The sequence below is a fragment of the Bacillus sp. UNC437CL72CviS29 genome, from assembly GCF_000482345.1.
In the GTDB taxonomy this organism is placed as follows: domain Bacteria; phylum Bacillota; class Bacilli; order Bacillales; family Bacillaceae_G; genus Bacillus_A; species Bacillus_A arachidis.
Window position 1 is genome coordinate 120,706 of record NZ_AXVB01000010.1, and the last position, 26,623, is coordinate 147,328.

Sequence of the window (26,623 nt, forward strand, 5' to 3'; positions counted from 1 at the left end):
GAGCCTCGATCAAAAAATGAATATTTAGTTATTTTATAATAAGAAAAAATACTTAATAATATCACAATCGTTAAAGTTCCTAATCCAACAAATGCTATCTTTTTCTGAATCTCATTTGCTTTACCGGTAACTTTTACCTTAACCTTTGTTAACTCTTACTACCCGTAAATTAATTTTAGTGTAATGAATCAAAAGTACTTATTTATATATAAATAAAGAGGCTACCCAATCATTCCGATTTGGTTCAGCCTCTTTGTTTTATTCTTTACATCACTTTTTCAAATTGCACTCGTTTATTAATCCAATACATAACAGGCATACCAATAGCCATTACCACAAATTCACCCGCTGCACATGTAAGCCATGTAAATAAAAATGGCAGTTCAAATGCAAGGTGAAGTTCTATCGCTATCATAAACATTGTAACTGTAAAGATAACTGTATTAAAAATCATACGAGCCCAAACACCCTTAATAAAACGCATAGAAATAATCGTAGCGAGAAGTGCAAGAATGGATTGTCCTACTCCAAATACTAAATCATACCCAATCATAGGTGAGAAAAAGAGATTTGTTAAAAATACACCTAAGACAATTCCATAAATTGATTTCTTATTAAATACCACGAGATGATTAAACATTTCCGAAATACGAAATTGTACATTCGTAAAGCCAAATGGCTGAATAAGTGCAGAAACAGCAATATATAACGCTGCCAAAATACCATTACCAACTATAGTTTTTATTTTCATGACAAAATCTCCTTAGTTTTTTTTACGTGGGATGGTCCCGAACCACGTGATTCGTTTTTAAACAGCAAATTTACATTGTACGCAATAGTCAACCATTCGTCAATAGATTCCTATCATTTACTATCCTTTCTCTTATAGACCGCGTATAATAAAGTATATGAAAGGTTTAGGAGGTTTCACTTCATGACAGCAATAATTCAAAATGAAAAAGTGATCGTTTCTATCTCTGAAAAAGGTGCTGAACTAGAGAGTGTTCGCTTAAAAGAAGACAATACAGAATATTTATGGCAAGGAGATCCTAAATATTGGGGGCGCCGTGCACCAATTTTATTCCCAATTGTCGGTAGATTAGTGGACAATGCATATTATGTAGATGGTAAGCCTTATTCATTAACACAACACGGGTTCGCTCGCGACCTTATATTCTCCGTAAAAGAGCAAAGTGAAACAAAAATTACTTATGTAGTCACTAGTAATCAAGAAACTTTACAAAAATATCCTTATGAATTTGAGTTGTATGTTTCTTATAAACTAGACGAGCAAAATATACATGTTACTTATGAAGTGATTAACCCTACTTCAAAAGAAATGTTATTTTCTATCGGAGCACATCCAGGGTTCAATTGTCCTTTAATAGAAGGTGAATCATTTACAGACTACCATTTATCATTTAATCGCCCTGAACATTTAGAAACAAGCGTTTTAAAAGGACCATTTCTATCAAAAGAAAAACAATTGGTTGTTGAAAATAAGACAGAATTACCACTTACATACGATTTATTCAAAAATGACGCCCTTATTTTTGAAAATATGAATACAAATGAAATTTCTATTCGCTCTCATAAACATAATAAATTTGTCAAAGTAGCATTTGAAGGTTTCCCATTCGTTGGTGTTTGGACATCAGGTAATGACGCTCCTTTCTTATGTATCGAACCTTGGTATGGGATTGCTGACGAAGTAGAACCAGCAAAAGATTTCAAAGAGAAAAAAGGCGTACAACCCTTACAAGCAAATGAAACATTTACATGCCGCTACAGCATTACAATTGGATAAAGTGCCTTTTTTCATATTCTATCCCTCATCTTTACAATTAGGTGAGGGATTACTATCAACGAATGCTATATAATAATGGAGGTATTCAATTTTGATTGAAGTATATATTGATGGTGCATCAAAAGGAAATCCCGGTCCTTCTGGTGCTGGAGTTTTTATTAAAGGTGTTCAGCCACCTGTGCAACTATCACTACCACTTGGAACCATGTCCAACCATGAAGCTGAGTACCATGCATTACTCGCTGCATTAAAATATTGCACAGAACATAATTATAACATTGTCTCTTTTCGTACAGATTCACAGCTTGTTGAGCGTGCTGTGGAAAAAGAGTATACAAAGAACAAAATATACGTACCGCTTTTAGAAGAAGCACTACAGTACATAAATAAATTTGATCTTTTCTTTATAAAGTGGATTCCTAGTAGTCAAAACAAAGTTGCCGATGAATTAGCAAGAAAAGCCATTTTAAAAAATTAATGGAGGTTTTAATGTGAAAAAAGGTTGGATTGCTCCTCTCTCTTTATTATTTGTCTCCTTTATTTGGGGGGCCACGTTTGTTGTCGTTCAAAATGCAATGTCATTTGTTGGACCATTTACTTTTAATGGTGTTCGCTTTTTACTTGCTGGAATCATTTTATTATTTGTCCAATTTATATTCTCGAAACAAACTTCAAAACAAGAAATTCAGTATAGTAGCATTGCTGGTTTAATTGTCGGATTTTTCTTATTTGTCGGTTATTTGTTGCAAACATTTGGATTACTCTATACTACTTCTTCTAAAGCAGGATTTTTAACTGGACTCAGTATTGTTATGGTTCCCATTCTTTCGTTTATTTTTTTTAAACAAAAAGCTACACCTTTTATCATACTTGGCATTATTACTGCAACAGCGGGTCTATATTTACTAACCGCTGGTGATTCTTTTCAATTAAATATTGGTGATATACTCGTTCTCGGCTGTGCAATTGCCTTTGCAGCGCATATTCTCATCAACGGGGTCTTTTCTAAAAAGATATCCCCTTTATTATTGAGCACATCCCAAGTATTGTCTGTTGGAATTTTTTCTTCCATTTGTGCTTTTTTATTCGAGGACTGGGAAAAGTTATTTTCAATCTCTTTATGGACGAATTCCGCTTTTTTATTTGCTCTACTTGCAACATCCCTATTCGCAACATCAATCGCTTTTTTTATTCAAACAGCTGCGCAAAAACATACTTCTCCAACGAGAGTTGCCATTATTTTCGCAATGGAACCTGTCTTTGCTGCCTTAACAGGTGTTCTTGTCGCAAACGAACAGCTTTCTATTCCCGCAGTACTTGGTTGTCTCTGTATTTTCTTAGGTATGATCTTCGTTGAACTTCCTTCAAAAGCAAAAAAAGAAGCGCAGGCTGCGTGATGTTACGCTTGTAACGTCCGCATAAAAGCCTTTGCGCTTTTTTTATCAGTAATTTTCTCTTCCCTCAAACGCTCTAATAAAGCGATAAAATAACTGCCATCAAATTGTAATTGATGTTTAATTGTTGCCTCAATTGCTGCATTCACAAGCCCATCAGATGCACCTGTATACCCTTGACCAAACATAATAAACCCTTGTGCATCCTCTGATAATTTAAATCCTTTTGTATGTAAAAATGAAAGATAATCTTGTACTGTTTGCATGCTGTTCCCACCTACCAAAAAATTCTCCACTTCCTATCATACAAGTTTTCAGGCTTCTTGAGAATAGATAAAAACAACATTAGATGATTCGCTAATTTTCACTTTCTTTCCCTCACCTTGGTTATATTGTAAGGTGTTACATGATGTGAAGATAAAGAAAATGAAATAATCCCCTATATAAAAAGGATTCATCTACCGCATCAAGAAATAAATAAAGTGTAACTTTATTTGGCGGGAATTTTCTTCATTCCGCACCTGTCTCTCTTGATATATTCTGAACATTGAGACCAAAAGATCATTACTCACAAATAACGAGATAAAAAGGAGAAATGTAATGAAACAAGCTCTATTAATTATTGATTCTCAACAAGAACTGATTGATGGTAACGAGCAAGAATCTGCAGTATTTCATAAAGATCAATTATTAACGAACATAAATATAGCCATTCAAAAAGCAATTCAATCCAATGCTCTTATTATTTTCGTCAGAGATACTGATGTTGCTTCGGGTGTGGGGAAAGGCTTTCAAATACATGAGGAAATTAAAGTACCTCATACAGCACAAATCATAGACAAACAAACAAGCAACCAATTCATTTTATAACACCTCTTTACATACGATTTTAAGAGAAAAAGAAATTGGCCATCTTGTTATCGGTGGTTGCAAAACCGAACATTGTATTGATACCGCCGTTAGAACAGCAACTGTACAGGGATTTGACGTCACTTTAATCAAAAACGGTCATTCCACAAATGATTCTACGATTTTATCAGCCAAGCAAATTATTGACCATCATAATAAAACACTACATGGTCATTATAATGTGGATCATTTTTCTGTTGTGAGAGATGTCGAGGAAGATTTATTTTCTCCTATTCATGATCAATACCGTGAGTAGAAAAAATCGCATTTATAAATAAAAAAGATTCCTTTTTTAAAAGGAATCTTTTTCAACCGAATATCTGCGCAGCAATGCCATATAATCCACCATTTCGTTTCAAAAATTGAGTGCTGTTTTTCATCATAACTGGTGGTTGATTTACCTTTTGAAATCCAGCTGTCTCGAGCACTTTCATAAAAAATTCTTTTCCTTCTGGTACATCAATTCTAAGTCTTCCCTTATAGTCTTTTGCCAAATGATGAACAATTGTAGTTGCGATATTATCACTCGGCGCAACAATCGGTCCTATAATTCTATTTTCTGGAGTTTGCACGCTCATTCCATATCCTACAATATTATTTTCTTTGTCTTTTACAACCACACATTGTTCAGATTGTTCAATTCTTCTCTGTATAAAATTGCGTCTATTTACACCGCAAGCCAATTCATCTAACTTCACAATTCTATTACTATCTCCCTCGCCATAATCCATAAAAGTGTACTTCTTACTCCCCTCAAAACCCATGAGAGTTACATACTGATTACATATATATTTCGAAACATGACTAACCGCTTGAAAACCTAATTTTTCATATAAAGGTTTTCCCTCTTCTGTAGCAATAAGCATAATCGATGTCTTTTCTGAAACATTTCTTATACAAGCCTCTGTTATTCTTCTGCCAATCCCTTTTCCTTTATACTGCGGATGTACAATGACCATGCCAATAGAAGCTAGCTTCTCTCCATATAAGATAATAGCTGCACTGGCAATACATTCACCTTTCATATTCTTCCCACCATATACAATTCCTGATTGGAAAATTGTTTTGATTTCTTCTAAACTATAATCCCATCCAACTAATTCAGATAAATGTATAAGATGCGGGATATTTTTTTCCTCAATTCTCTCTATTGTAATCACTATCTACCCTCCCACTATATTCCATAAAGGTTGCTCGCTTAATAAAGGAAAACTTTAATCAGTGGGGGTTTTCTTCATCCCCCACTGATTATTAGTTGAACCAATCGGGCTTTTACGGGAAGTTGATCCCCCACCTATCTTCCTTGTTTCTCTCTGAATCTTGAGATGGGGGTCTTACTGCCCGTTAATGCGGGATAAATAGGAAAGAGCTCTATTATTCTTGCTTATTAATAATTTGTGCTAAATCCATAAAAAAGCTTAATGATTCAGGGTTGGCCATGGAACCTTGATTGACTACTTTTTCTGCCGGAAACCCTAATAAAATTTTTCGAATTGGAACTTCTAATTTCTTTCCACTCAATGTTTTCGGAATTTGCTCTACTACGTAAATTTCGTCAGGTACAAAACGTGGTGAAACTTTTTGTTTTATTTCGGCTTTTATCGCTTCTTTTAAATTATCACTCATATTTACTTCAGGTTTTAACACGACGAAAAGTGGCATAAATGATTGACGTCCAAGGAGCTCTAAATCCACTACTAGACTCTCCATAATAGCATCTAGCGACTCAACTATACGATAAATTTCGCTCGTCCCTAGACGTACACCTAGCCGATTGATCGTAGAGTCTGATCGTCCGAAAATAACACAGCTTCCTTTATCATCAAATTTAATCCAATCACCATGTCGCCAAATCCCTGGATACATCTCAAAATAACTTTCAAAATAACGTTTATTCTTGTCATCTCCCCAGAAATAAACGGGCATCGATGGCATTGGTGCCATTATAACCAATTCCCCAACTTCATTAATAACTGAATTTCCCTCATCATTAAATGATTGTACGTGGGCTCCTAAAGAACGTGCTTGTATTTCTCCAGCGTAAACAGGCAATATAGGCGAACCACCAACAAATGCCGTACATACATCGGTCCCTCCACTAGTTGAAACAAGCCACACATCTCTTTTCACATTCTCATATATCCACAAGAATCCTTCTACCGATAGAGGTGAACCTGTTGAACAAATAGCCTTTAACCTAGAGAAACGATGTCTTTCTTTTGGCTTAACCCCGAATTTCATACATGCGCTAAGGAAACCAGCACTTGTACCAAAGAAAGTAACACCAACTTCTTCTGCAAAATCCCATAATATATGTATACTCGGATAAGATGGACTGCCATCATATAAAACAATTGTACCTCCAGTTAACAGTCCCCCCACTAAAAGATTCCACATCATCCATCCTGTCGTTGTAAACCAAAAGAACACATCATCTTGATTCACACCTTGTTCAACTAATAATGTTTTAAGCTGTTCTAATAGTATTCCACCTTGACTTTGTACAATCGGTTTTGGCAACCCTGTTGTTCCAGAAGAAAATAAAATCCAAAGAGGATGTTCAAATGGAACCTTTTCGAAAACAAGCTCACAATCTCCTCGCAATAGATCCTTCCAATACATTGTACGATTATTCAATTTAGAGTCATTACTGCTAACATAAGGGATTAAAACAGTCTGTTTTAAAGTAGGTAGACTCGATTGAATTTCCGAGACATTTGTTATTCTATTCTGAATTTTACCATTATAAGAATATCCGTCAACCGCAAGTAAAATTGTCGGTTCAATTTGTTTAAATCGATCAATAACAGTATTTGTCCCGAAATCAGGAGAACAGCTGGACCAAATGGCTCCAATACTGGCACATGCTAAAAAAGCAATTACTGTTTCAGGAATGTTAGGCATATAAGCAACTACACGATCTCCTTGTTTCACTCCTAATTCCTTTAGAGAATTTGCCACCATCGCTGTCTTTTGCTGAAGTTCTTTCCAGCTTATTTCTGTTCTCCGAGTGGTTTCTGATTGAAAAATTACTGCTGGCTTATTTCCTCTTACATTTCGAAAAACATGTTCCGCATAATTTAAAGTAGCACCTGTGAACCATTTTGCCCCGGGCATCTTTCTTGATTCCAAAACTTGATTATATGGTGTGTTAGATTTGACTTGGCAGTAATTCCAAATATTTTCCCAGAACATTTCAAGTTCGTCAACAGACCATTTCCATAATTCACTCTGATTGCTAAAAGATAAATCCTTCTCTTGTTTAAGCCATTTCATAAAGAGACTGATACCTGATTTTTCTATTTGTTGTTGTGATGGCTTCCATAATAGGTCCCCTTCAGTAACCATTTTCATTGTTATTCATTCCCCCTTAGCTAACAATTTTTTAGACGTAAATAATAACTATATACAGTATTTGCTCTTTAAAAACCTTTTTTTCAAAGGAGGAAGTTCGTACTTTAATAAAAAAAGCTCTCCTATAAAAGGAGAACCTTTTTACTACTAGCTTAATAAACTTATGTCTAAAGAAACTTGAACTTGTAATTACCTTCTGCTTTCATTCTTTCAAACTCTTCTTTATGCTCTACATACAAATGGACTTTTTCTACATCTCTCACTTTACAACCAACGCCCCTGATTGGAACATAACAGCAGAACCATACCTCTCTTGAAACCATTTCTGTTGTCTTAGTAACTTGAATTTTTTATTTATTATTCTTTTCTTTTTTGTTGATACTCAAAGAATGAGGTTACTCTCCCTCCTATTCAGTTACCCAAACTTTCTCCTTCTTTCTATACTTACAACCCTGCTCTTAAGTATGATCAATATATAAAACCCCTTCTCATAAAGAAAGGGGTTTTACATAATTTTATTATCTTATTCAGTTACTTGATACACGATACGATACATGCCTCTTTTCAATCTTTTCCTCTATTTCTCTTAAATTCTCTTTATCACTTAATAATAATTGTTTATTCTCTATCAATAATTGTTTAAAGGATTTTCTTATTTTCTTTCGCATAATTTTTTCCTCCTTCACTATTACAAATAACTTATCAAAGGATTATTTATATAAAAGATAAGTGATTATCTGTATAGTTTTATAATAAAAGATTCATGTGAAATCTGTTTGAATTCCAGATGAAAACTAAGTATTTTTTCTGACAACTCCATCAATTGAAAGAAGTTACATAAAAAATAACGTCTAATCAACATATACTTGATTAGACGTTATTTATAGTATAAAGCATTTCTTTTTTATAACATATTTATAAACATTTCGGGTCTTCCCCAGTTCATTTCTCCACAAACAAAACGTACTTTCTCTTCATCAATTGTATGCAAACCTTCCTCTAACAAACAGGAAATTGGAACTTCACAATGAATTCTTGCCAATTGTAATGATATATTTAAGTTTTCCAAATCATTTTCAATTTTTGTACGCTGTGCTTTCGTCAATGACGCTATATTTTCTAGTACTGCCGCTACTGTACCATGTTCTTGAATTAATTTATACGCTGTCTTCTCACCAATTCCTTTTACACCTGGGTAGTTATCACTCGTGTCTCCCATAAATGCTTTCGCATGAACGATTTGCCAAGGCTCTACGCCTTTTTCTTCCATAATCTTCTCTGGCGTATAATATTCATAGTTTCCGATTCCTTTACGAAGAAGCATTACGGTAACATTTGTATCAACAAGCTGTAATAAATCTGTATCACCTGTTAGAATATATACTTCCGCCTCACTAGCGTATTCTTTTGCTAACGTACCAATACAGTCATCAGCTTCATAGCCCTTCATTCCAATTACAGGAATAGATAACTGTGAAGTCATCTCTTGTACTAAATCAAATTGCGGAATCAATTCTTCTGGTGGCGCTGCACGGTTTGCTTTATAATTTGAGAACGATTCCGTTCGGAATGTCGTACTTCCCATATCCCAGCATGTTACAATATGCGTCGGTTCAATTGCTTGGGTTGCTGTTAATAAATGTTTCATATAACCATGAATCCCATTTGTTGGGGTACCGTCTTTTCTCTTCATAAATTGTCCATAAACACTTGTTGCGTAAAAAGCACGAAATAATAGTGCCATACCGTCAACTAACAATACTTTTCTCATAATTCCTCTCCTACTAACAAAAAATAATAACCTCACGTTATCTCGTAAGGTTATATAAATAGATTACCATTCTACGTTTTTGTTCAACTTTATCCATTATACAATGTTTTCATATATTTAGCACCATTAACAGCTCAAGATGTTTGACTACAGCATGTGTGGAGCAATCCAGAATACGTATTTTTACCTGTTGAAACGACTACAGCCTTCGCAGTTCCATTCACGATATGCGTGCCTTTAAAACATACATTTTCAAGTTGAATTGGATTGTAGTCTTTCATTCGTTTTAATGGAATAAAACGTTTGCGTTCAAGATGATAACAGCTTTCAAATTTCTCTACATTTGCTTCTTTTCCTGTTAACACCGATTCATTTACTAACAAATCTTCTGCATATATAATACGTACATCAGCTGGAACTATATCACCTGCTGATAGAAAAACCATGTCCCCTGGAACTAGCTCTTCAACTGGAAGTTTCATTATTTTTGATTCACTATTCTGACCTACAGATGTATATCCTTCTACCCTAGAAACAGTAACTGTTACAACCTCGCACTGATTGTAATTATGAACACGTTGCTTTGCAAAACCAGGAATCATTTCGCTTAATTTCATCATTACATCAGAAAAAATTGCTCGTTTTGAAGATAATTCATTTTTCCCGTACACATGAATACGCTTCTGTGCTTCTTTCATTGAAAGACCATCTCTTGTTGTTTTAAAATAAGCAAATACAGATTTGACATCTCTAGTTGCAATTTCAATTAACAAATCTTTATTTTGTTTTAATAGAGATTGTTCTTTCAACATTTTTTTGCTTTGTTTATGTGACATGTTACCCACAATTTTATTTACATATAACATATTACCGTCTCCTCCTTTACAACATAGGAAGAAACGCTTTGTTTCTCAATTTATCTCACTTTAACCACTCATATTTCTCTATAGCTTGTTAAAGTGTGCCACGTTCAACTCATCCTTATTTCAGCTCATAACTAGCTGAACGTTATCTTATGATAAATATAGAGGGAGGAACAAGTCGTTTCCTGCCTACATCATATATTTTTGTTTCGAAGTATATGGGTAACGGAACCGAGTCAGAATTTGACATGCTCCTCACCTCCCTTTTCATTTTTTAGTTAGTACTTATAATCACAGCTTGTTTATAAAAAGACCTCTACTCATAAGCGAGTAAAGGTCATTACATACATAAATAAGCGATTCCTAATCAACATAGAAATCCGCGAACCTCTCCCTCGCCGAGTTTTAGCACTGTATAGCATAGGTACGTTACCAGCTACGTTAAGAAAAACCTTAATTCGATCATTCCTGTTGACCCATTGGCGTCTCTCGACATTTTTGGGCAGTAGCATTTCTCTATACAGGAGCCTCACCTAACAGAGACTTATTTTTATTACATAGAAAATGTTACTCCTATTTAAAATAGATGTCAACACTTTGAATTCAAACTTTTTCCTTATTACGACAAGTATTTCCTAGAAAATGATTCAAGACAGAAATACACTTATTCTAATACTAATTGTTTAAGGTTTTTCAATATGTTAAACACCCAGCAATCACGATTCCGATAGAAATTGATAAAAACATAAGGAAAAGTCCAACAGCCTGGTTATCTTCTTCGATGCTTTGGTTGATATTAAAACGCGGTGTAAGCCATTCAGCTAAATAAAACACAATAATTTGCGCTAATACTCCAATCGCTCCCCATAAAACCATATCCATTAATGAAACAGAATGAGCAGCCGTAGAATACAAAACAATTGCAAGCCCAAGAAGTCTTCCTCCAAGTGCATAGCTTGCTGCTTTATTCCCTTTAGCCATTAATGAAAATTCCTTCACTTTTGTTGTCACTTCCATAAGAAAAAGACCAATACATAAAAGACCGATTGTAACTGCTAAATAAAGTAAGAAATTTATCATTTCTAATCCTCCTTTTTAATTCCTACAGGTAAATAATATGATTCATTCCCCGTAATTTTTTCACCAGCACGTATACCAATACTACTTGGCTTCCCAGCAATTAAAAATGATCCAAACACATACGACAGCTCCTCGATCCCCTTTTCAGTCTCAAGAGAAACAACAGGAAGCTTTAAATATTTTTGAAATATAGGAAGCTCTTTTTTATACGTTTGATATGAATTTTGATTAACAATATTAGTGTCTTTATCACGAATTGTAACCGTGTCGCCTTCTCTACCGAATGAAGGTTTTTGAACAAAAGAACTTTTTCCTAAAAACAGATCTGCTTCTAGGTAAGTAGGAAGCATATATTCTTTAATCCATTGTTGTTCCTCATTTGTATAAAAAGCACCTGCCTCCGCTAATCCCCAAATGATACATTGAACCGATTTCGGCTGCAGTAGAAAAGATGAAATCGGATTTATAATAAAAAGCTTTCCTTCCTTTACAAGCTGCAGTAATTCGATCCCTACAAGATCTCCAGTGTTAGGATCTTGGTCCTCAACTAAGTGTTCAATAGGATATGTCTGGCGATACAAAACATCAATTGGTACACCATCTCCGTCAAGTAAAGCATCTTCAGTAATTCTGAGTTCTGACATTGACACCACTTTGTTGCTAACCTGACATAGCTGACTCAAATACCGAGTTGTATTCCAATCTTCTATATGTTCATGATGGGCTGTAAAGACAACGTTTGGTCTTTCTATCCCTTTAACCGCTTCCATCACAGCTTTTGTGATACCAGAAGAGAGAAGACGTTCCTGTTTGTTGTTTGGGTCATGATACTCTAATTCTTTGCAGACCTCCCCATTCATTTGAAAGCATTCCATGATAAAAGTCGGAGTATCGCTATTAAACTCAAGCATTTTGATACCAGTATTTGTCATCGCGAAATCAAACCGTGAAATAATAGATTCAGGAAATAGAGATTTCATTCTAATAAAAGGCAGACTGGAAGAAGGAAAACCAAGTTCAAGAAGCTGAGCGTCAGACAAGGTCCGAAGAAGCCTAGCAGTCTTAAAAAATACTTTTCCCATTCGTTCCGTTGCTAATTGCAAATTTTGGATTGTTTGTTCTGTTATTTCAAAAACATGAAAAAGACTATATTCACTCCCGTATAAGTCGGACCAAAAGTGAGAGAACCTTGAATAAAATTCACTTCGTTTCTTTATGTAAAGCGACATAATTTAACCTCCGGATCCGCCCTTTGAACCGCTTCCAATTCCCCCTTTAAAATTGGACGAAGCTTGATAGGACTTAAATTCAGCAGAATTTTTGAAAGTTGATTTATTTTGATAATATCTACCACCGTAATAATAACCCCCATGATGACTTGAATGGCTGTCATCGCATCGCCACACGCCAAGTTCATCATCCCAATCCCAATCTGCACAACTCTTATCTTTTGGTTTTGAAGGGAGATCTTTTGTACAGCCTGATAAAGTACCAGCCATTAAAGATGTAAGAACACCCGTTACTAACCATTTGGTTTTTGTCACTTTCCAACGCCCCTTTATATATTATATTTTTATTATAAAAGAATTCATGATAAAGTAGAAGAAAAAGAAAGAGGGGTTACAAGTGCGGTTAGAATATCGACTCAATGATGAAGCAAAACAATATCCTGCTCTATGGAACTATGCCGATATTTCTGTGTCTGAAGCTGTCGCAAGGATGACCTGTGAGTACTTTGTTAAAGAAGGAGATACATACGTCGTAACAGCAACCTCGATGGATCCCGATGGAACAGCAGTATTATATGTGCAAAAAGAAACATTTTTCAACGACCCTTCAGAACCCACATATTCCCATATAGGTTTTGAGATTAGAGAATTACTAGGAGAAAATTCGATTTTAATAGAAAGTAAAGATGTATGGAACCATGACGAGATTGTAACGTATCTCCATTCAGATATTTTGTACGTTCAAAAAGACGGAATATTTATGGAATTCACCCTAGACTCCAGAGAGATTGATGAAGATCGAAAATGCTATGTTTATTATGGAAATTTCACAGGTGAACACAGATAAAGTGAAACTTTAATTCGTGGGGCCACTGATTATCAGCCCTCGCGAATCAGGCTGTTACGGGCAGTTAATGCGGGGTAACAATCAAATGAATTCCCACCATTTGGAGTCTATTTGATTTCTACTATTTTTATGCTTTCCACACAATGAAATTGCAATCATTTCTAACATACCGAAAAAGGGCTCCTACAACAAAAAAACCTTACGTATAAAACGTAAGGTTTTTTATATAGCCCCACACATGCCGTTCTCTCTAGATGTCCATAAACCTGCTCTCACAGGTGGATGTTCTCATAAATGCTTTCAGCTTCCTTCTTAAAAAGATGGCATGCTGTTTACATTTAGATATTGAACTTCCGTATTATACTCATTGGTTTAAGACATACATAAGCTACGTACACCGTAGGAATTTTATTTAATGTTAGTTGAAATAAGACCCCCGCACGTGCCGTCACTCGTAAATGTCCAAAAACCCGCTACTCGCAGGTGGATGCCCTCACAGCTACCGTACATCTTCCTCCATAAGGAAGGCTTGATGATGGTCACTAAATATTGAGCTTCCGTATAACTAACATCGGTTTTAGACATAAATAAGTTACGTACACCGCAGGATGTTTTATTTACTTGTCGCTATCTTATCACATTGCATGCAATGTGTAAAATGTAATGTTTTGAAGTAATTTCTTACTTGTGACCTTATTTTAATACAAAATATTTTTACATGCAAGAGGTTACTGTCCTTCTTTTACAATTTGGTTTTCTGGATAAGAAATCCAATCACTCCAGCTTCCAGCATATAACTTCACATTACGAAAACCAGCTGTTTGTAACGCTAATATATTCGGACATGCTGTTACACCAGATCCACAATAGACAATTGTTTCTTTCTCTTTATTAAGATGATGGAACCGTTCTTCTTGCTCATTTTTATTTTTGAACTGACCTTCCGCCGTGATTCCATCTTTCCAAAAATAATTTTCTGCTGTCGGAATGTGACCAGCTTTAGGATCAACAAGTTCTTCGACACCAGCATAACGTCTTGGCTCTCTCGAATCAATTAACGTAACATCTGCATTTGTACGAATTTTTTCTTTCACATCTTCCATCGTTACCAGCATGTTATCTTGTACATTCGGTATGAATTTTTTCCGTTCAATAGTTGGAACTTCTGCTGTTATAGATAAATTTTGTTCTTTCCAAGCAGGAAAACCACCATTTAACAAATATGTTTTTTGATGCCCTACATATGTTAATAGCCACCATAAACGCGAAGCCATTGCACCTGCTTGACTGTCATATGCAACTACTGTCGTATGTTCATCAATACCAGCTTGAGAAAGCTTTTCAGCAAAATCCTGAATATCTGGAAGTGGATGACGACCGCCATGCTCCGTAATAGAACTGGATAAATCAAGATTCAAATCAAAATATAGCGCATGAGGAATATGTTCTTTTTCATACTGTTCTCTTCCCCAATTTGGATTAGCCAAGTCAAAACGACAATCGACTATGCGGACATGTTCATCTTCTATATGATCACGTAACCATTCGACTGTAACAATCATACTTAACGACCTTCTTTCTCTTGCAGGCGACCTACATACTCCATAACCATATCTTCTGTTACAATTTTACGTTGTGGTGCAACACCTCGTTTAGCAAGGTTATTAATTTGTTTCGTTACCATATTAATCGAATCTACTGAGAAATGTTTTCCATTTGATGCGAGTGCTACTGCCGCTTCAATTGCTGCTTCACGCTGTGCTTCTAGCTGTAAAAATGTTGTCACAATTTCATTTTGTTTACGAGAATGTGCTGTAATTGCTTTATGTACTTCCATCTTCTCTTCCCCCTAAATAATTTATATTTTCTTGCCAAATAACTTCATAAAAAAATGATTAGAGTTCCATTGTAAGCCGAATCATATCTCGGCATACAATTCCATTTTCAATAATCTCTTCTTCATAATGCTTCGAAAAGTAATCAAAATCAATAGAAAAAATACGAAAACCACATTTTTGATAGAAAGCAAGCTGTGAAATACTAGAATTCCCTGTCCCTACTTCAAGATTATGCATGTGTTTTTCTTTGGCAGTTATAATTGCGTGCTGTAATAATTGTTTTCCAATCCCTTTTCCTTGTACTTCTTCAGAAACAGCGATATTCATAATTTCCATTGTTTGTGGTCTTGTCTCAAGCAATACATATACACCTATAACCTTTCCTGCCACTTTCGCAACATGGATAAGGCCGCGCTGCAAATATGCATGAATTTGCACATCACTTGGATCGGCGAGTAATAGCAATGATTTCGGTGCTATCTCTTTAGATATGTGTTCTATTACAATCTCCATAAAATTTCCCCTTTCCCTCTTGTTCTAAACCCTCCTTGTCTACCATAAGTAATACAAAGGAGGGATTCACCATGGACAACAATGAGAAAAAGTGCAACGTCATCTCGATTGATGGAAAGAAAAAGAAAAACGGAACATATTCCCACCCAAAATTAGTTGTAGATGGAAAAACATATGAGTTTTCTTCGTTCGTCTTATGCGGTGAAACACCAGATGGCAGACGCTTGGTTCTTACCCATATGATTTCTACAGATGAATTTGCAGGATTCGTAAAATCATTGGATGCTGTACTGCAAAAGAAAATTGAACGAATCTTTTTTTCATAGAGCTTTTCAAATATGAATTTCCTTTTCGATTGCTGTTAACCGTTTCCGCAATTGTTCCTTACTTTGTTCATATAGCGCTACATCGATTGTTTCCGCTAAAGCAAATAATACACTTGCATAATACTGCTTAACATCTTCCTGCATGACTTTTTTGAATGCATCCCATTTCAATTCCCATTCTTGTTTATAGTGCTGGATAAATATCTCTTCTTCATCAGCTACATATTGAGATACGACGGGCTCAAGTGATTCCTTTGTATCTTCCTGCATTGCTGCTTTATCATTTTTTTCAAAGAAGCTTTTCTCATTTTTGAAATGAGATAATGCCTTTTTAAAATGTTTTATTTCTATAGTAGGAAACGGCTCTTTATGCGTAATAATTTGGTATTCGTAATCTGCTGTCCCATTCATAGAAATAGATTCATTTTCCAACTTACATTTCACCGCGATTTCATTCCTTGCACGTTGCATCGCTTCATCGATCCATTTTTCAAGACGTAGTGATGTTGCTCGCATTTCCTGTAATAAATCATGCTGAATAAAGGCTACAAGTTCCATGAGACATTCTTGCAGTTTCATTTTCACATTTCCATCTGTTCGAAGGGATGCTGGGTTAATAAATTCAGTAAATACATCGTTATAACGTAAAAATAGACGTTGCTCCACATAATATAACAGTTCTTTCACTTCATTTTGCATTGCTTGCTCTTCTGCAAGTACACTATACGATGAAATAATATGAAGTAGCTGCTCACGTTCTGCTTCATATTTTTTTATTTGTTTTTCTTTTTCATCATTTCCTTGCTTTGCTCCTTGTATCATATTTGCCAGAAGCTGATCTGCGCTTTGCAATGCGTTATATAAAGAATGGATAGATACAAGCATTAAATCATTCATCATAAAGGATGTGAATGATTCTTCAAACTTTGCAATCCCCGAATTTTCCAAAATACCATACTTTTCTTTTGCAATACTCTTTCCTTGTTTCTCCTCAAGTGCACATAAGCTTGAAATTGCAAAGAGACGTGGATTGCGAATACCATACTGTAGGAGTTGATCTGCAATATATCCTTTCACCATTTCCAACTCATCTTGAGATTGCGCTAAGTCTGCCGCATTAATTAAGAAGAACATTTTATCAAGCGCAAATGTATCTTTCACGCGACCAAGCTGAATTAAAAATTCACGATCCGCTCTTGAAAAGACATGATTGTAATACGTTACAAATAAAATCGCATCAGCATTTTTAATATATTGGAATGCAACATCCGTATGGCGAGCATTAATAGAATCTGCTCCTGGTGTATCAACAAGAGCGACTCCTTGTCTCGTTAAAGCACAATCATAGTACAATTCCATATATTCAACAAAACATGATTTCTCTTCATTCGCTACATAATCAGAGAATTCTTCTAACGTAACTTGTACTTGTTCCCCCAAGTTATTAGAAACTGCCTGATATCCCCTCTGCACCGCACGTAAAAAACTAAACATTGTTTTTTGTTTTCCACTTGGTGATGGATATTTCAAAATCGTATTTATTTGTGATAACGCTTCTTCAAATGTCTCAATTTCATAATGAAACAATTTATAAACAGCTTTCATATCTTCTAATAACGCTTGCTCTGATTTAAATTGAACAACTACTGTACCGTGAGGCTTTTCTTCTGTAATCGGTAAAATTTGATTAATCGTCGCCGTTGTCGGATTTGGAGACACTGGGAGTACATTTTCACCAAGCAATGCATTTGCAAATGATGATTTACCTGCACTAAAGGCTCCAAATAGCGCTACTGTAAATTGTTTCGTTTCAACACGTTTTCTTTTCCCAACAACTTCTTGATGCAAGTGTTGCAGCGCCTGCAGAGGTTCTAATACCGTTTCCGCACCCTTTACTTGTTCTAATATACGTTGAATATTTAATGTTGCTGTTGTTTTGATATTTTCTTCATGATAAGAAATGCTCTCATCTTGTATCTCTTGTTCTTGTAATCTAAACTTCTCATTTACAACCTGTTTCTTCCCTTGTAATACTTCTTCTATTTGCAATCCATCTGGTACAGATACATGACCTGCCCAAATGCCTTGTAAGTAATTCTCGTATTCATCATACGCTTTAATGTATTGTAATTTTGTTTCTTTTGCTGTCTGTAACATAGTATATTGCTCAATTTCTTGTTCAATATGAGCAATCTCATTCTTCATCTTTTGCTGTAAAACGCTCGTACTTTTTTCGAAAACTTGCTGTGCTTTCATAAAGTATCTTTTCTTTAACTCATTCGCAACATCAGCTGTATAAAGAAGTAAGTAATCTCCTGTAAACCCTGCACCTTGTTTAATGGTTTCTGCTAATAATTCAGGGTCAAAAGAAACTTGCAGTGCATATATCTCTTTTCCGACTTCTTCCGTAAACATCTCTTCATCTTTTAAGAAAGCTACAATAAATTCTTTCACATGAAAATCAATCTGTGTCTCAACGGTCTTCCCTAGTGCTGAATAAAATGCATCTAGACGCCTTTGTTTCTCTTGCTCTGTTTTTCCTTTTGCAAATAGCAAACCAACTTTAAATTTTGTTAGTTTCGTTTCTAAATATTGATTTGCTAGCTCTCTCATTTCAAACGGCATTAAGTAAGCGTTATCTAATATCGCTTGCAAACCTTTAATAAATTCATTTTTCACGTCCGATTCTTTACCAGCCACGCGTCGTTTATTTTCAATAAGCTCTTCTTTCTTTTCCGTCACATCTTCGAGCGGCAGAGGTGATGCTAATTCTTTTTGATAGGGCATTAATTGTTTTTCATTTTCTGAAAGAACGAATGAAAAATGCTCTTGTAATAAGTATTCTGTTTCCCTTTCCATACCATTTTTCACATACTGCTCACGCTCTTTCATAATAGAAGAAAGCAATCCCTCTAATCGTTTTATTTCATTATGCGAATGGTTCATCATTCGTAAAGAAGTATAAAAAATGCCGTCTACTTCAATATCCCAGTTAGAAAAAGATTGGCTCACACTTTTCGTATAACTCTCAAATGATAACTCTCTTTCTTTATGCTTATCGATTTGGTTGATAACAAGATAAACCGTTTTATTACGCTGCTTCAATTCTTTCACAAATTGCAAGTTCACTTCAGACTGCACATGATTATAGTCCATCATGTAAAAAATAACATCTGCAAGATGGAGCGTTGATTCTGTTGCTAATTGATGTGCATCATCTGTCGAATCAATTCCAGGTGTATCAACAAGCATAACGCCATCAAGAATCGGTGCATCATTTCGATAAATATGAACACCAATTATTTCATCACCATTTTTACAAAGTTGCTTCAATTCCTCCGCTGAGTATGCACCATCATATTCATAATGTTCTCCAGATTTCACTGTCACAACAACACGGTCCTGTCCCTTTTCAATTTTAACAACATTCGCGCTTGTCGGAATCGGACTTGTTGGCAATAACTGAGCTTTATATAAGTGATTCATCATTGTCGATTTCCCAGCAGAAAAGTGACCACAAAAAGCAATCATAAGTTGCTCTTGTTTATATTTTTGAATTACTTCAAATAACTTCAAGCTATTTTCAATGTCGCCGTGCTTCTGCCATTCTTCATAAAAACAAACAAGTTTTTGTATACTGTTTGTCTGTACTATGTTTGTCATCCCCTTGTTCCCCTTTATTCCATGATGTATTTACCCTATTATCATACTAAATTTTCAGGATATTCTCATTAAAAATAAAAAATCCCTTTCATTCTTTTTAACAGATGAAAGGGATTCTATGTAAGTTTGTTCATTTTGTTGCTCCGACTTCATTTAACACATATTTTGTAACAATAGCATACACAGCAACTGTTCCTGCAACAAATGCATATACCATATTTAGCACACCAACCTTTTTTGATAATGATTATCACTTTTGAGTACATTTTATCATTAAAGAGAATCATTATCAATATTATTTTCTAAAAAAGAAGTTCCTTGAAAACAAGGAACTTCTTTACTACCTGTTTTAAAGGAGTGAACAACTTGTTGTGCAACTTTATTATATCTCATAATAAACATCTTAACAGTTCCAAAATTTAGGAACACCTCTATCTCCATTCCTTTACATTTTGTATAATAAAAGAGATTTACCTAAAGGAGGAAAAAAATGACGCAAAACATTTCACAAAGCGAGAGGATTCATTCGATTGATATTATTAGAGGGGTTGCTGTATTTGGTATTTTTCTTGTTAACTGGCCTGTTATTGCTGGTGTTGACTCTCCTGATATTACAGGCAGTTACGAAGGAATAGACAGTTATGTTCGTTTGTTTTATGACATGTTTATTCAAACGAAATTTTATACTATTTTTTCCTTTTTGTTCGGACTAGGCTTTTTCATTTTTATGCAGCGTGCTGAAGCAAAAACAGCTCATCCAAAAATATTATTCATTCGTCGACTCCTCATTTTATTATTATTCGGCTTCTTACATTACGTCCTTTTATGGGATGGTGATATTTTACATACTTATGCAATCTCAGGATTTTTCTTGTTATTATTTTATAAGAGACAACCACACACCATTTTGGTATGTTCATTCATTCTATTAACTCTTTTCCAACTTTTCATATTAGTAACCAGTGTCATAATTGCGTTTGTGCCAATAGAAGAATTAACATCATCCCTACCAATTATGCCTTTAGAAAACTGGAGGTTACAAGTACAAGATCGCTTTCACGCCTTTTATTCTGAATCAATCTGGTTAAATATTTCAATGCTACCAGAAACAGTTGGATTGTTCTTGCTCGGCTTATATGCTGGCAAAAAAGACATGTTCCGCCGAACAAAAGAATTAGATTCAAAGCTAAAAAAATGGCAAATGATTATGTTTATCTTAACACTTCCAATGTGGTTCTTTATGATCCGTTACTTTGTAACAAAACAACCTTATGAACCAATCTACATGAGTGGTTTTACGATGTTTAGTGGTAAAACTTTATTTATATTCTACATTTTCACACTGATGCGTTTATTACAGAAGGAAAGATGGCAAAAGTTATTACGACCATTTCAATTTGTAGGACGTATGGCTCTAACGAATTACATTTCGCATACAATTATCACACTCGTTGTATTTGGTCTAGTTTTCAAAAATTCCTTACCGGTTCCATTATGGATAGGTCCACTGTTTTGTATCGGTTTTTATACAATACAAATCTTTATTAGTCGCTGGTGGCTCTCTCATTATCAGTACGGTCCGCTTGAATATATTTGGCGCCTAGGTACGTATGGGAAATTGATGCCACTAAAAAAGAAAAGCAAGGTTTCTCAATGAGAACCTTGCTTTTTACTTATGCCTCTCTTACAGCGCTTTGCATGGGAACTTGCTCTTCTTTTGTTTTCGCTTTGCGCTGCGGAACCATATTAAATACAATATTTAAAAGTACAGCTGACGCACTTCCAAGTACAATTCCGTTATCTGTTAAAATACGAACGCTTTCTGGAAGCTGAGAGAATAACGTTGGAACGACTGTTACCCCAAGTCCAATACCAACAGAGCATGCTACGATTAATAAATTTTCTTGTTTTGCAAAATCTACACTGCTTAGCATTTTAATACCGTATGCCATCACCATACCAAACATTGCTAGCATAGCACCACCAAGCACTGGCTTCGGAATAATTGTTGTAATCGCTGCAATCTTAGGAATAAAACCAAGAACGATTAGCATACCACCGCATGTATAAATGATAACGCGATTACGTACCCCTGTTAATTGGACAAGACCTACGTTTTGAGAATAAGTCGTATACGGAAATGCATTAAAAATACCACCTAGGACCATCGCTAACCCTTCGGCACGGTAACCTTTAGTTAAATCTTTTTCACCGATCTTTTTATTACAAATATCCGATAAGGCAAAATACACACCAGTTGCTTCCACAATCCCAACGCAAGCAACAAGAATCATCGTAATAACCGGCGTTAATTCAAATGTTGGTGTGCCAAAGTAAAACGGCTGAATACCGTGAAACCAGTCTGCTTCGCCAACAGCTTGGAAGCTCACCTTTCCCATAAATGCTGCAATAATTGTACCAAATAAAAGCCCTAATAATATCGAAATAGAACGGATAAAACCATCAAAAAAGCGGTACATGAGTATAATAAATAGTAATACACCAAATGCTAATGCTAAATTTTCAAGACTACCAAAATCTTTACTTCCAACTCCCCCGGCCATGTCATTAATAGCTGCTGGAACTAATGTAACTCCAATCACTGTAACGACCGAACCCGTTACAACAGGCGGGAACAGTTTCACAAGCTTTCCAAATAGCTTTGCAAAAACAACAACAAATAATCCCGCTGCAATAATTGCTCCATATATAGAAGAAACACCGTATTGTTTACCGATAGCAATCATCGGTCCCACCGCTGTAAATGTACAACCGAGTACAACAGGAAGGCCAATTCCAAAAAAACGATTCGATAAAGCTTGTAAAATCGTTGCGACACCACACATTAATAAATCGATGGATACTAAGTATGTTAATTCTTGTTGATTTAAGCCAAGTCCCCCGCCGACAATAAGCGGAACAATTATTGCTCCTGCATACATCGCAAGCATATGCTGAATGCCAAGGGATGCGATTTTAAATGGGTGTTGCTTCATGACTATTTCACCTCCGCAGTCTCATGCTGAACAAATGTAACAGTACCGTTATCAAGTGATGCAATTTCTGCAAGTGATTCTACACGAACACCGCTCTCACGTAGTTTCTTTCCTCCATCTTGAAATGCTTTTTCAATTACAATTCCAATTCCAGCAATACTTGCACCAGCCTGTTCAACTAAACTCATTAAGCCTAAGGCTGCCTGACCGTTTGCTAAAAAGTCATCAATGATTAATACACGATCACTTTCATTGATATGATTTCTAGATAATGAAATCTCATTCGTTTCTTGTTTTGTAAATGAGTATACTTTCGCAACATACATATTATCTTGTAACGTTAACGATTTACGCTTTCTTGCAAAGATTACTTTTACACCAAGCTCTAAAGCTGCCATAACTGCCGGCGCAATTCCTGAAGATTCAATCGTCACGATTTTTGTAATGTTCTCTTCTTTAAAACGCTGCGCAAACTCTTTTCCAATTTCTTGCATAAGTACTGGATCAATTTGATGATTTAAAAATGCATCTACTTTTAATACATCACCAGATAAAACCGTTCCTTCATTTAAAATCTTTTCTTGTAATACTTTCATGTTTGTTCCTCCTCTTATGCAATAAAAAAACTCTAAAAGCCGCTACCACTCGTTACAAGTGAGAGACGCGCTTTTAGAGCTTCGCAAAAAAGAATGCTAAACCAGCAATATATTCGTCCTCACTCATAGTCGAAGTATTTACGGTACTTCGGTAGAAACTTGCAGGCCATATCCCCGCGATTATATGAGTGTAGCTAACCTATTTATTTTATAGAAGGATTATAACGCACTTTTTTTGTTTTGAAAAGCATTTCCAGGAAAAAACACGTACAAATTTGATAAAAATATCTTTTTTGTTCGAGTTTTGAAACCTCTTACATCTTGTATTTTTCTACTATGGGCTCATAAAATAACTAGCCCATCTTATGTAATTGCTATTATTCCCCCCTCTATCCATGCACTTTATACTCCCCTTGATATAAATTTTCCAAGTTAAATCTTACACCCCATGCCCATCAACCTAAGCTTATATAAGTTTAATTTCAGGTGAGATTTTTTCTTTTTTCTAGAGATCCAGTGTAAGTTCTTTAAAGATTTGCATACCAAATAAACCTATCAGGTTTCATTTTTTTGATTACGCTACATGATTGTGAGACATAGAAAAGTTGTATACGACGCTTAAGATATCAAAGACTGTTTTCTTCTCATACCTATGGGATTTCCGGCCGTTTTTCTGTAAGAGATTAAACAGACGAAACAATATCTTTATTAATTCTTGAGTGTTTTCTTGTAAAGATTGATAAATAAGTGAAAAATAATCTTTTATGATATAAATCGCTTTATATTCACTTAATTCTCGTTTCTTCTTGATGAGGAGTAATTGGCGCATTTGAAACATGGTGGAAGAACAAAGAGGGATACTTATTAATTGTCCGTATAAGTGGCACGGTTCTGTTGCAAAGTTTTCTACATGGAGCTACACCCTAGAAAACAGGATCTAGGAGAATCAGGCATGAGGTATTTTAAAGGAAAACAATTCAAGAAAGAGATTATTTTAGTAGCTGTCGGCTACTACTGTCGTTTTTCTTTAAGTTATCGCGATGTCTCTGAAATTCTGAAAGAACGTGGCATTTCAGTTCACCCAACAACCATCATGCGATGGGTTCATGAATATGGCAATCTCATCTATCAAATTTGGAAAATGAAAAATAAATCTGCACGATTATCTTGGCATTTGGATGAGACTTATATCAAAATTAAGGGAGAGTGGCGTTATCTCTATCGTGCAATTGATAAAGATGGACACACATTGGATATTCAACTTCGTAAAAAACGGGATCATCAGGCTGCCTATGCCTTCATGAAAAGATTAGTAAAACATTTTGGAGAACCAACGGTTCTCACTACAGACAAAGCGCCGGCATTACGGTATATATGACAAATATTCCTACGGAATGGGTACCAAAAGAGAAAATCTATGATTTATATTCACTACGTTGGCAAATTGAACTGTTATTTAAAATATGGAAATCTTGGTTTCAAATTCATCGTTGTAAATCTATTAAACAAGAGCGATTAGAATGTCACCTTTATGGGCAACTCATTAGTATTCTATTATGTTCTTCTACTATGTTTAAAATGCGAGAACTCCTGTTACGTAAGAAACAGAAAGAGCTAAGTGAATATAAAGCGATGTACATAATTAAGGATTATTTTTTACTTTTTTACCAAGCATTACACAAAAACACCCAAGAATTATCAAAGGTTCTCCTTCGTCTGTTTAACCTCCTACAGCGTAACGGACGAAAATCTCATCGATACGAGAAAAAGACAGTCTTTGATATTTCTTACGATTAGTCAATCATTATTTTTAGATTTTTAATCAATTGAATATCGCATATATTAAATTTAATGCAAACTAAATACCCCTAATATGTATTCATTTTTTTACTAGGGGGAATAAATATAGTATGATGAATGAGACTATGATTTCAGGCGGTTAACCGATAATCATAGTGTATATTATGTGTAATAAGGTAGAAGAGAAGCTTCAATAACTTATTTACACATGCGATTGACGCAACTTTATGACATTTGTTATAAGGTTGCGTTTTTAATTTATCATAATACTCAACAATGTGGTTCTGTCCGTAACGACGTAGTTTTATCATGTTCTGGATAATGAGAAAAAGAAGCTTACGCAGATGCTTATTTCCACGTTTATTGATCTTATCTTTGAAAAAAGTTTTTCCTGATTGAAAACGGCGTATATCAATACCTGCAAATGCATTAAGTTGTTTGTTATTCTTGAAGCGAGTAATATCACCGATTTCAGCTAACAAGCGTATAGCCGTATTGGGACCTATTCCCGGAAAACTAAGAATAATTGGATATTCTGTGCGACTTTCAGCTAATCGTACCATCTTCGTGATACACTGTTCTTTTTGATGAAGGAGCTCCTGATAGCGTTTCGCGTACGATTTGAGTTGTTCACATAAAACGTCATCCTGACGTACGGCTGGATAAGAATACCTGGCAGCTTCAAGTACTTCCATAGCCTTCTTTTCTGCTATACGGATTGAGATGTTTTTATTGGTATTCTTACGAATCTGATTCTTCATGACCGTTTTAGAAAGATTTTGAACAAAGTCTGGGTGAGGGAATAATTGAACAAAGTTTAGAAATAAATCTGACTTAGTTATGAAAATCTGTTCCAATTCCGGAAATGTCAATTGAATGACTTTATGCATTCGGCTACGAATCAAAGATAATTCGTCATCCAGTTCATTATAGAACCTTGAGAGTGATTTTAATTGATAAAATAAGTTATCTGTGCCTGTCTTTTCCCTCCGGGAAGCCGTGAAATGTGTGAGAGCTAATTGATGCGCGTCGCTTCTATCGGTTTTATGAATCCGTAAGGAGTCACATTGTAATTTCGCTTCTAAAGGGTTCAACAGAAAGTATTCAAACTTGTTATCTTGCATAAAACGCTCTAGTTGTCTCGAATAGACACCAGTTGCTTCGAACACAATGTGAGGTGATTTCTTATTTTCATTCATAAGTTGATCTATTCGTTTTCGTAGTTCTTCAAAATCAGGCTTAGAATGATTGATTTCACTTTCAAAAATACATTGTTTTTGAGCATTATAAATAACCATATAACTTTTTCCCATACTAACATCAAACGCAATTACATGTTGCATATTTTTCCTCCTTATGTAGAATTGAAGTCCTCATCTTACTCTTATCGATTCCCATTTCTTATACACGATCTCAAGGATCCACATACTAAACTGATTCAAATAAGGTAAGTGAAGAAGGTCTGTTTTGGGTACGGATTTAAAATCCCAATATCAAAGCGACCTACTCTTCACTTCTACTATAAAAAAATAGTAGTGTAAACCAATGCATTGGTTTACACTACTAATCTTAGTATGTTTTGGGTGTTATTTATGAGTATACCACTTCTACTCATCAGGTAGCATAGTAAAAAAATT

23 protein-coding genes, 2 other RNA genes, 4 pseudogenes and 3 riboswitches are annotated in these 26,623 nt (G+C 35.2%); of the genes and pseudogenes, 9 read left to right on the plus strand and 20 right to left on the minus strand.

Going from position 1 to position 26,623, the window contains the following annotated elements:
- Positions 1-265: 265 nt before the first annotated feature.
- The gene (locus M014_RS0111100) at positions 266-751 is read right to left on the minus strand and encodes a QueT transporter family protein (protein WP_026591795.1); all 486 of its coding nucleotides are present in this window, start codon (positions 749-751) and stop codon (positions 266-268) included.
- 6 nt (positions 752-757) lie between these two features.
- A riboswitch (PreQ1 riboswitch) is annotated at positions 758-803 on the minus strand.
- Positions 804-934: 131 nt separating this feature from the next.
- Here M014_RS0111100 and M014_RS0111105 point away from each other — a divergent pair.
- The 3 genes from M014_RS0111105 (at position 935) to M014_RS0111115 (ending at position 3,204) form a co-directional block, all read left to right on the plus strand.
- The gene (locus M014_RS0111105) at positions 935-1,807 is read left to right on the plus strand and encodes an aldose 1-epimerase family protein (protein ID WP_026591796.1); all 873 of its coding nucleotides are present in this window, start codon (positions 935-937) and stop codon (positions 1,805-1,807) included.
- A 91-nt stretch (positions 1,808-1,898) separates the two neighbouring features.
- Positions 1,899-2,285: a reverse transcriptase-like protein gene (locus tag M014_RS0111110; protein WP_026591797.1), complete on the plus strand. Its 387-nt coding sequence runs from the start codon at positions 1,899-1,901 to the stop codon at positions 2,283-2,285.
- 13 nt (positions 2,286-2,298) lie between these two features.
- Positions 2,299-3,204: a DMT family transporter gene (locus tag M014_RS0111115; RefSeq protein WP_026591798.1), complete on the plus strand. Its 906-nt coding sequence runs from the start codon at positions 2,299-2,301 to the stop codon at positions 3,202-3,204.
- A 2-nt stretch (positions 3,205-3,206) separates the two neighbouring features.
- On the opposite strand, the gene M014_RS0111120 is transcribed toward M014_RS0111115, so the two are convergent.
- Entirely contained in the window at positions 3,207-3,467 is a 261-nt protein-coding gene (locus tag M014_RS0111120; RefSeq protein WP_026591799.1) for a DUF6123 family protein, read from the minus strand.
- A gap of 334 nt (positions 3,468-3,801) precedes the next feature.
- Between M014_RS0111120 and M014_RS26810 the strand changes: the two are divergent.
- A pseudogene (locus tag M014_RS26810) lies at positions 3,802-4,366 on the plus strand (isochorismatase family protein).
- A gap of 52 nt (positions 4,367-4,418) precedes the next feature.
- On the opposite strand, the gene M014_RS0111130 reads toward M014_RS26810, so the two are convergent.
- From M014_RS0111130 to M014_RS0111170, 8 genes are all read right to left on the minus strand, one after another.
- Positions 4,419-5,270, minus strand: coding sequence for a GNAT family N-acetyltransferase (locus M014_RS0111130; RefSeq protein WP_026591800.1), 852 nt, complete (start codon positions 5,268-5,270; stop codon positions 4,419-4,421).
- 214 nt (positions 5,271-5,484) lie between these two features.
- Positions 5,485-7,464, minus strand: coding sequence for an acetoacetate--CoA ligase (locus tag M014_RS0111135; RefSeq protein ID WP_026591801.1), 1,980 nt, complete (start codon positions 7,462-7,464; stop codon positions 5,485-5,487).
- 527 nt (positions 7,465-7,991) lie between these two features.
- On the minus strand, positions 7,992-8,132 hold the full coding sequence (locus tag M014_RS28240) for an FbpB family small basic protein (RefSeq protein WP_081811017.1): 141 nt from the start codon (positions 8,130-8,132) through the stop codon (positions 7,992-7,994).
- A 236-nt stretch (positions 8,133-8,368) separates the two neighbouring features.
- A complete protein-coding gene (locus M014_RS0111150) occupies positions 8,369-9,235 on the minus strand; it encodes a 5'-3' exonuclease (protein WP_026591802.1) in 867 nt (288 codons plus the stop codon).
- Positions 9,236-9,369: 134 nt separating this feature from the next.
- Positions 9,370-10,101 carry a P-type ATPase gene (locus M014_RS0111155; RefSeq protein ID WP_026591803.1) on the minus strand — a complete coding sequence of 244 codons (732 nt, stop codon included), beginning with the start codon at positions 10,099-10,101 and terminating at the stop codon, positions 9,370-9,372.
- 381 nt (positions 10,102-10,482) lie between these two features.
- A riboswitch (M-box (ykoK) riboswitch) is annotated at positions 10,483-10,646 on the minus strand.
- A 145-nt stretch (positions 10,647-10,791) separates the two neighbouring features.
- A complete protein-coding gene (locus tag M014_RS0111160; protein ID WP_026591804.1) occupies positions 10,792-11,178 on the minus strand; it encodes a DUF350 domain-containing protein in 387 nt (128 codons plus the stop codon).
- Between the two features lie 2 nt (positions 11,179-11,180).
- A complete protein-coding gene (locus M014_RS0111165) occupies positions 11,181-12,407 on the minus strand; it encodes a glutathionylspermidine synthase family protein (protein WP_026591805.1) in 1,227 nt (408 codons plus the stop codon).
- 3 nt (positions 12,408-12,410) lie between these two features.
- Entirely contained in the window at positions 12,411-12,722 is a 312-nt protein-coding gene (locus tag M014_RS0111170) for a hypothetical protein (RefSeq protein WP_026591806.1), read from the minus strand.
- Positions 12,723-12,804: 82 nt separating this feature from the next.
- On the opposite strand from M014_RS0111170, the gene M014_RS0111175 reads away from it, so the two are divergent.
- Positions 12,805-13,254 (plus strand): hypothetical protein, encoded by a 450-nt coding sequence (locus M014_RS0111175; RefSeq protein WP_026591807.1) that lies wholly within the window; start codon positions 12,805-12,807, stop codon positions 13,252-13,254.
- Positions 13,255-13,479: 225 nt separating this feature from the next.
- Here M014_RS0111175 and ssrS (M014_RS28245) read toward each other — a convergent pair.
- The 5 genes from ssrS (M014_RS28245) to M014_RS0111190 form a co-directional block, all read right to left on the minus strand.
- Positions 13,480-13,663, minus strand: a non-coding RNA gene (gene ssrS / locus M014_RS28245) — 6S RNA.
- Positions 13,664-13,684: 21 nt separating this feature from the next.
- Positions 13,685-13,867: non-coding RNA, 6S RNA (gene ssrS / locus M014_RS28250), on the minus strand.
- A gap of 115 nt (positions 13,868-13,982) precedes the next feature.
- Positions 13,983-14,816, minus strand: coding sequence for a sulfurtransferase (locus tag M014_RS0111180; protein WP_026591808.1), 834 nt, complete (start codon positions 14,814-14,816; stop codon positions 13,983-13,985).
- 2 nt (positions 14,817-14,818) lie between these two features.
- Complete coding sequence (locus M014_RS0111185) at positions 14,819-15,091, minus strand: DUF2533 family protein (RefSeq protein WP_026591809.1); 273 nt, start codon at positions 15,089-15,091, stop codon at positions 14,819-14,821.
- Between the two features lie 58 nt (positions 15,092-15,149).
- A complete protein-coding gene (locus M014_RS0111190; protein WP_026591810.1) occupies positions 15,150-15,605 on the minus strand; it encodes a GNAT family N-acetyltransferase in 456 nt (151 codons plus the stop codon).
- Positions 15,606-15,676: 71 nt separating this feature from the next.
- Here M014_RS0111190 and M014_RS0111195 point away from each other — a divergent pair, with 71 nt between their 5' ends.
- Positions 15,677-15,931, plus strand: a complete 255-nt coding sequence (locus M014_RS0111195) for a DUF3931 domain-containing protein (RefSeq protein ID WP_000369734.1) — start codon at positions 15,677-15,679, stop codon at positions 15,929-15,931.
- A 6-nt stretch (positions 15,932-15,937) separates the two neighbouring features.
- On the opposite strand, the gene M014_RS0111200 is transcribed toward M014_RS0111195, so the two are convergent.
- Positions 15,938-19,594 (minus strand): dynamin family protein, encoded by a 3,657-nt coding sequence (locus tag M014_RS0111200; RefSeq protein ID WP_026591811.1) that lies wholly within the window; start codon positions 19,592-19,594, stop codon positions 15,938-15,940.
- Positions 19,595-20,084: 490 nt separating this feature from the next.
- Here M014_RS0111200 and M014_RS0111215 point away from each other — a divergent pair, with 490 nt between their 5' ends.
- On the plus strand, positions 20,085-21,251 hold the full coding sequence (locus M014_RS0111215; protein WP_026591812.1) for a DUF418 domain-containing protein: 1,167 nt from the start codon (positions 20,085-20,087) through the stop codon (positions 21,249-21,251).
- A gap of 16 nt (positions 21,252-21,267) precedes the next feature.
- Here M014_RS0111215 and pbuX read toward each other — a convergent pair whose 3' ends face one another.
- The 3 genes and pseudogenes from pbuX to M014_RS28255 form a co-directional block, all read right to left on the minus strand.
- Positions 21,268-22,590 carry a xanthine permease PbuX gene (pbuX, locus tag M014_RS0111220; protein ID WP_026591813.1) on the minus strand — a complete coding sequence of 441 codons (1,323 nt, stop codon included), beginning with the start codon at positions 22,588-22,590 and terminating at the stop codon, positions 21,268-21,270.
- A gap of 2 nt (positions 22,591-22,592) precedes the next feature.
- A complete protein-coding gene (locus tag M014_RS0111225) occupies positions 22,593-23,186 on the minus strand; it encodes a xanthine phosphoribosyltransferase (protein ID WP_026591814.1) in 594 nt (197 codons plus the stop codon).
- 106 nt (positions 23,187-23,292) lie between these two features.
- A riboswitch (purine riboswitch) is annotated at positions 23,293-23,394 on the minus strand.
- A gap of 366 nt (positions 23,395-23,760) precedes the next feature.
- A pseudogene (locus tag M014_RS28255) lies at positions 23,761-24,072 on the minus strand (IS4 family transposase); the annotation flags it as partial.
- 66 nt (positions 24,073-24,138) lie between these two features.
- Here M014_RS28255 and M014_RS26815 point away from each other — a divergent pair.
- Together M014_RS26815 and M014_RS26820 are read left to right on the plus strand one after the other, a co-directional pair.
- A pseudogene (locus M014_RS26815) lies at positions 24,139-24,552 on the plus strand (IS6 family transposase); the annotation flags it as partial.
- Positions 24,546-24,983, plus strand: a pseudogene (locus M014_RS26820) (transposase); the annotation flags it as partial. The pseudogenes M014_RS26815 and M014_RS26820, both read left to right, overlap by 7 nt.
- A 134-nt stretch (positions 24,984-25,117) precedes the next feature.
- Here M014_RS26820 and M014_RS0111235 read toward each other — a convergent pair.
- A complete protein-coding gene (locus M014_RS0111235; protein WP_026591128.1) occupies positions 25,118-26,329 on the minus strand; it encodes an IS110 family transposase in 1,212 nt (403 codons plus the stop codon).
- Positions 26,330-26,623: the final 294 nt, after the last annotated feature.

Bases quoted from the DNA above. Each gene is read 5' to 3' on its own strand.
- M014_RS0111150 (WP_026591802.1), bottom strand. From the start codon at position 9,235: ATGAGAAAAGTATTGTTAGTTGACGGTATGGCACTATTATTTCGTGCT.
- M014_RS0111185 (WP_026591809.1), bottom strand. From the start codon at position 15,091: ATGGAAGTACATAAAGCAATTACAGCACATTCTCGTAAACAAAATGAA.
- M014_RS0111160 (WP_026591804.1), bottom strand. From the start codon at position 11,178: ATGATAAATTTCTTACTTTATTTAGCAGTTACAATCGGTCTTTTATGT.
- M014_RS0111135 (WP_026591801.1), bottom strand. From the start codon at position 7,464: ATGAAAATGGTTACTGAAGGGGACCTATTATGGAAGCCATCACAACAA.
- M014_RS0111200 (WP_026591811.1), bottom strand. From the start codon at position 19,594: ATGACAAACATAGTACAGACAAACAGTATACAAAAACTTGTTTGTTTT.
- M014_RS0111165 (WP_026591805.1), bottom strand. From the start codon at position 12,407: ATGTCGCTTTACATAAAGAAACGAAGTGAATTTTATTCAAGGTTCTCT.
- M014_RS0111120 (WP_026591799.1), bottom strand. From the start codon at position 3,467: ATGCAAACAGTACAAGATTATCTTTCATTTTTACATACAAAAGGATTT.
- pbuX (WP_026591813.1), bottom strand. From the start codon at position 22,590: ATGAAGCAACACCCATTTAAAATCGCATCCCTTGGCATTCAGCATATG.
- M014_RS0111105 (WP_026591796.1), top strand. From the start codon at position 935: ATGACAGCAATAATTCAAAATGAAAAAGTGATCGTTTCTATCTCTGAA.
- M014_RS0111235 (WP_026591128.1), bottom strand. From the start codon at position 26,329: ATGCAACATGTAATTGCGTTTGATGTTAGTATGGGAAAAAGTTATATG.
- M014_RS0111225 (WP_026591814.1), bottom strand. From the start codon at position 23,186: ATGAAAGTATTACAAGAAAAGATTTTAAATGAAGGAACGGTTTTATCT.
- M014_RS0111180 (WP_026591808.1), bottom strand. From the start codon at position 14,816: ATGATTGTTACAGTCGAATGGTTACGTGATCATATAGAAGATGAACAT.
- M014_RS0111190 (WP_026591810.1), bottom strand. From the start codon at position 15,605: ATGGAGATTGTAATAGAACACATATCTAAAGAGATAGCACCGAAATCA.
- M014_RS0111100 (WP_026591795.1), bottom strand. From the start codon at position 751: ATGAAAATAAAAACTATAGTTGGTAATGGTATTTTGGCAGCGTTATAT.
- M014_RS0111215 (WP_026591812.1), top strand. From the start codon at position 20,085: ATGACGCAAAACATTTCACAAAGCGAGAGGATTCATTCGATTGATATT.
- M014_RS28240 (WP_081811017.1), bottom strand. From the start codon at position 8,132: ATGCGAAAGAAAATAAGAAAATCCTTTAAACAATTATTGATAGAGAAT.
- M014_RS0111195 (WP_000369734.1), top strand. From the start codon at position 15,677: ATGGACAACAATGAGAAAAAGTGCAACGTCATCTCGATTGATGGAAAG.
- M014_RS0111155 (WP_026591803.1), bottom strand. From the start codon at position 10,101: ATGTTATATGTAAATAAAATTGTGGGTAACATGTCACATAAACAAAGC.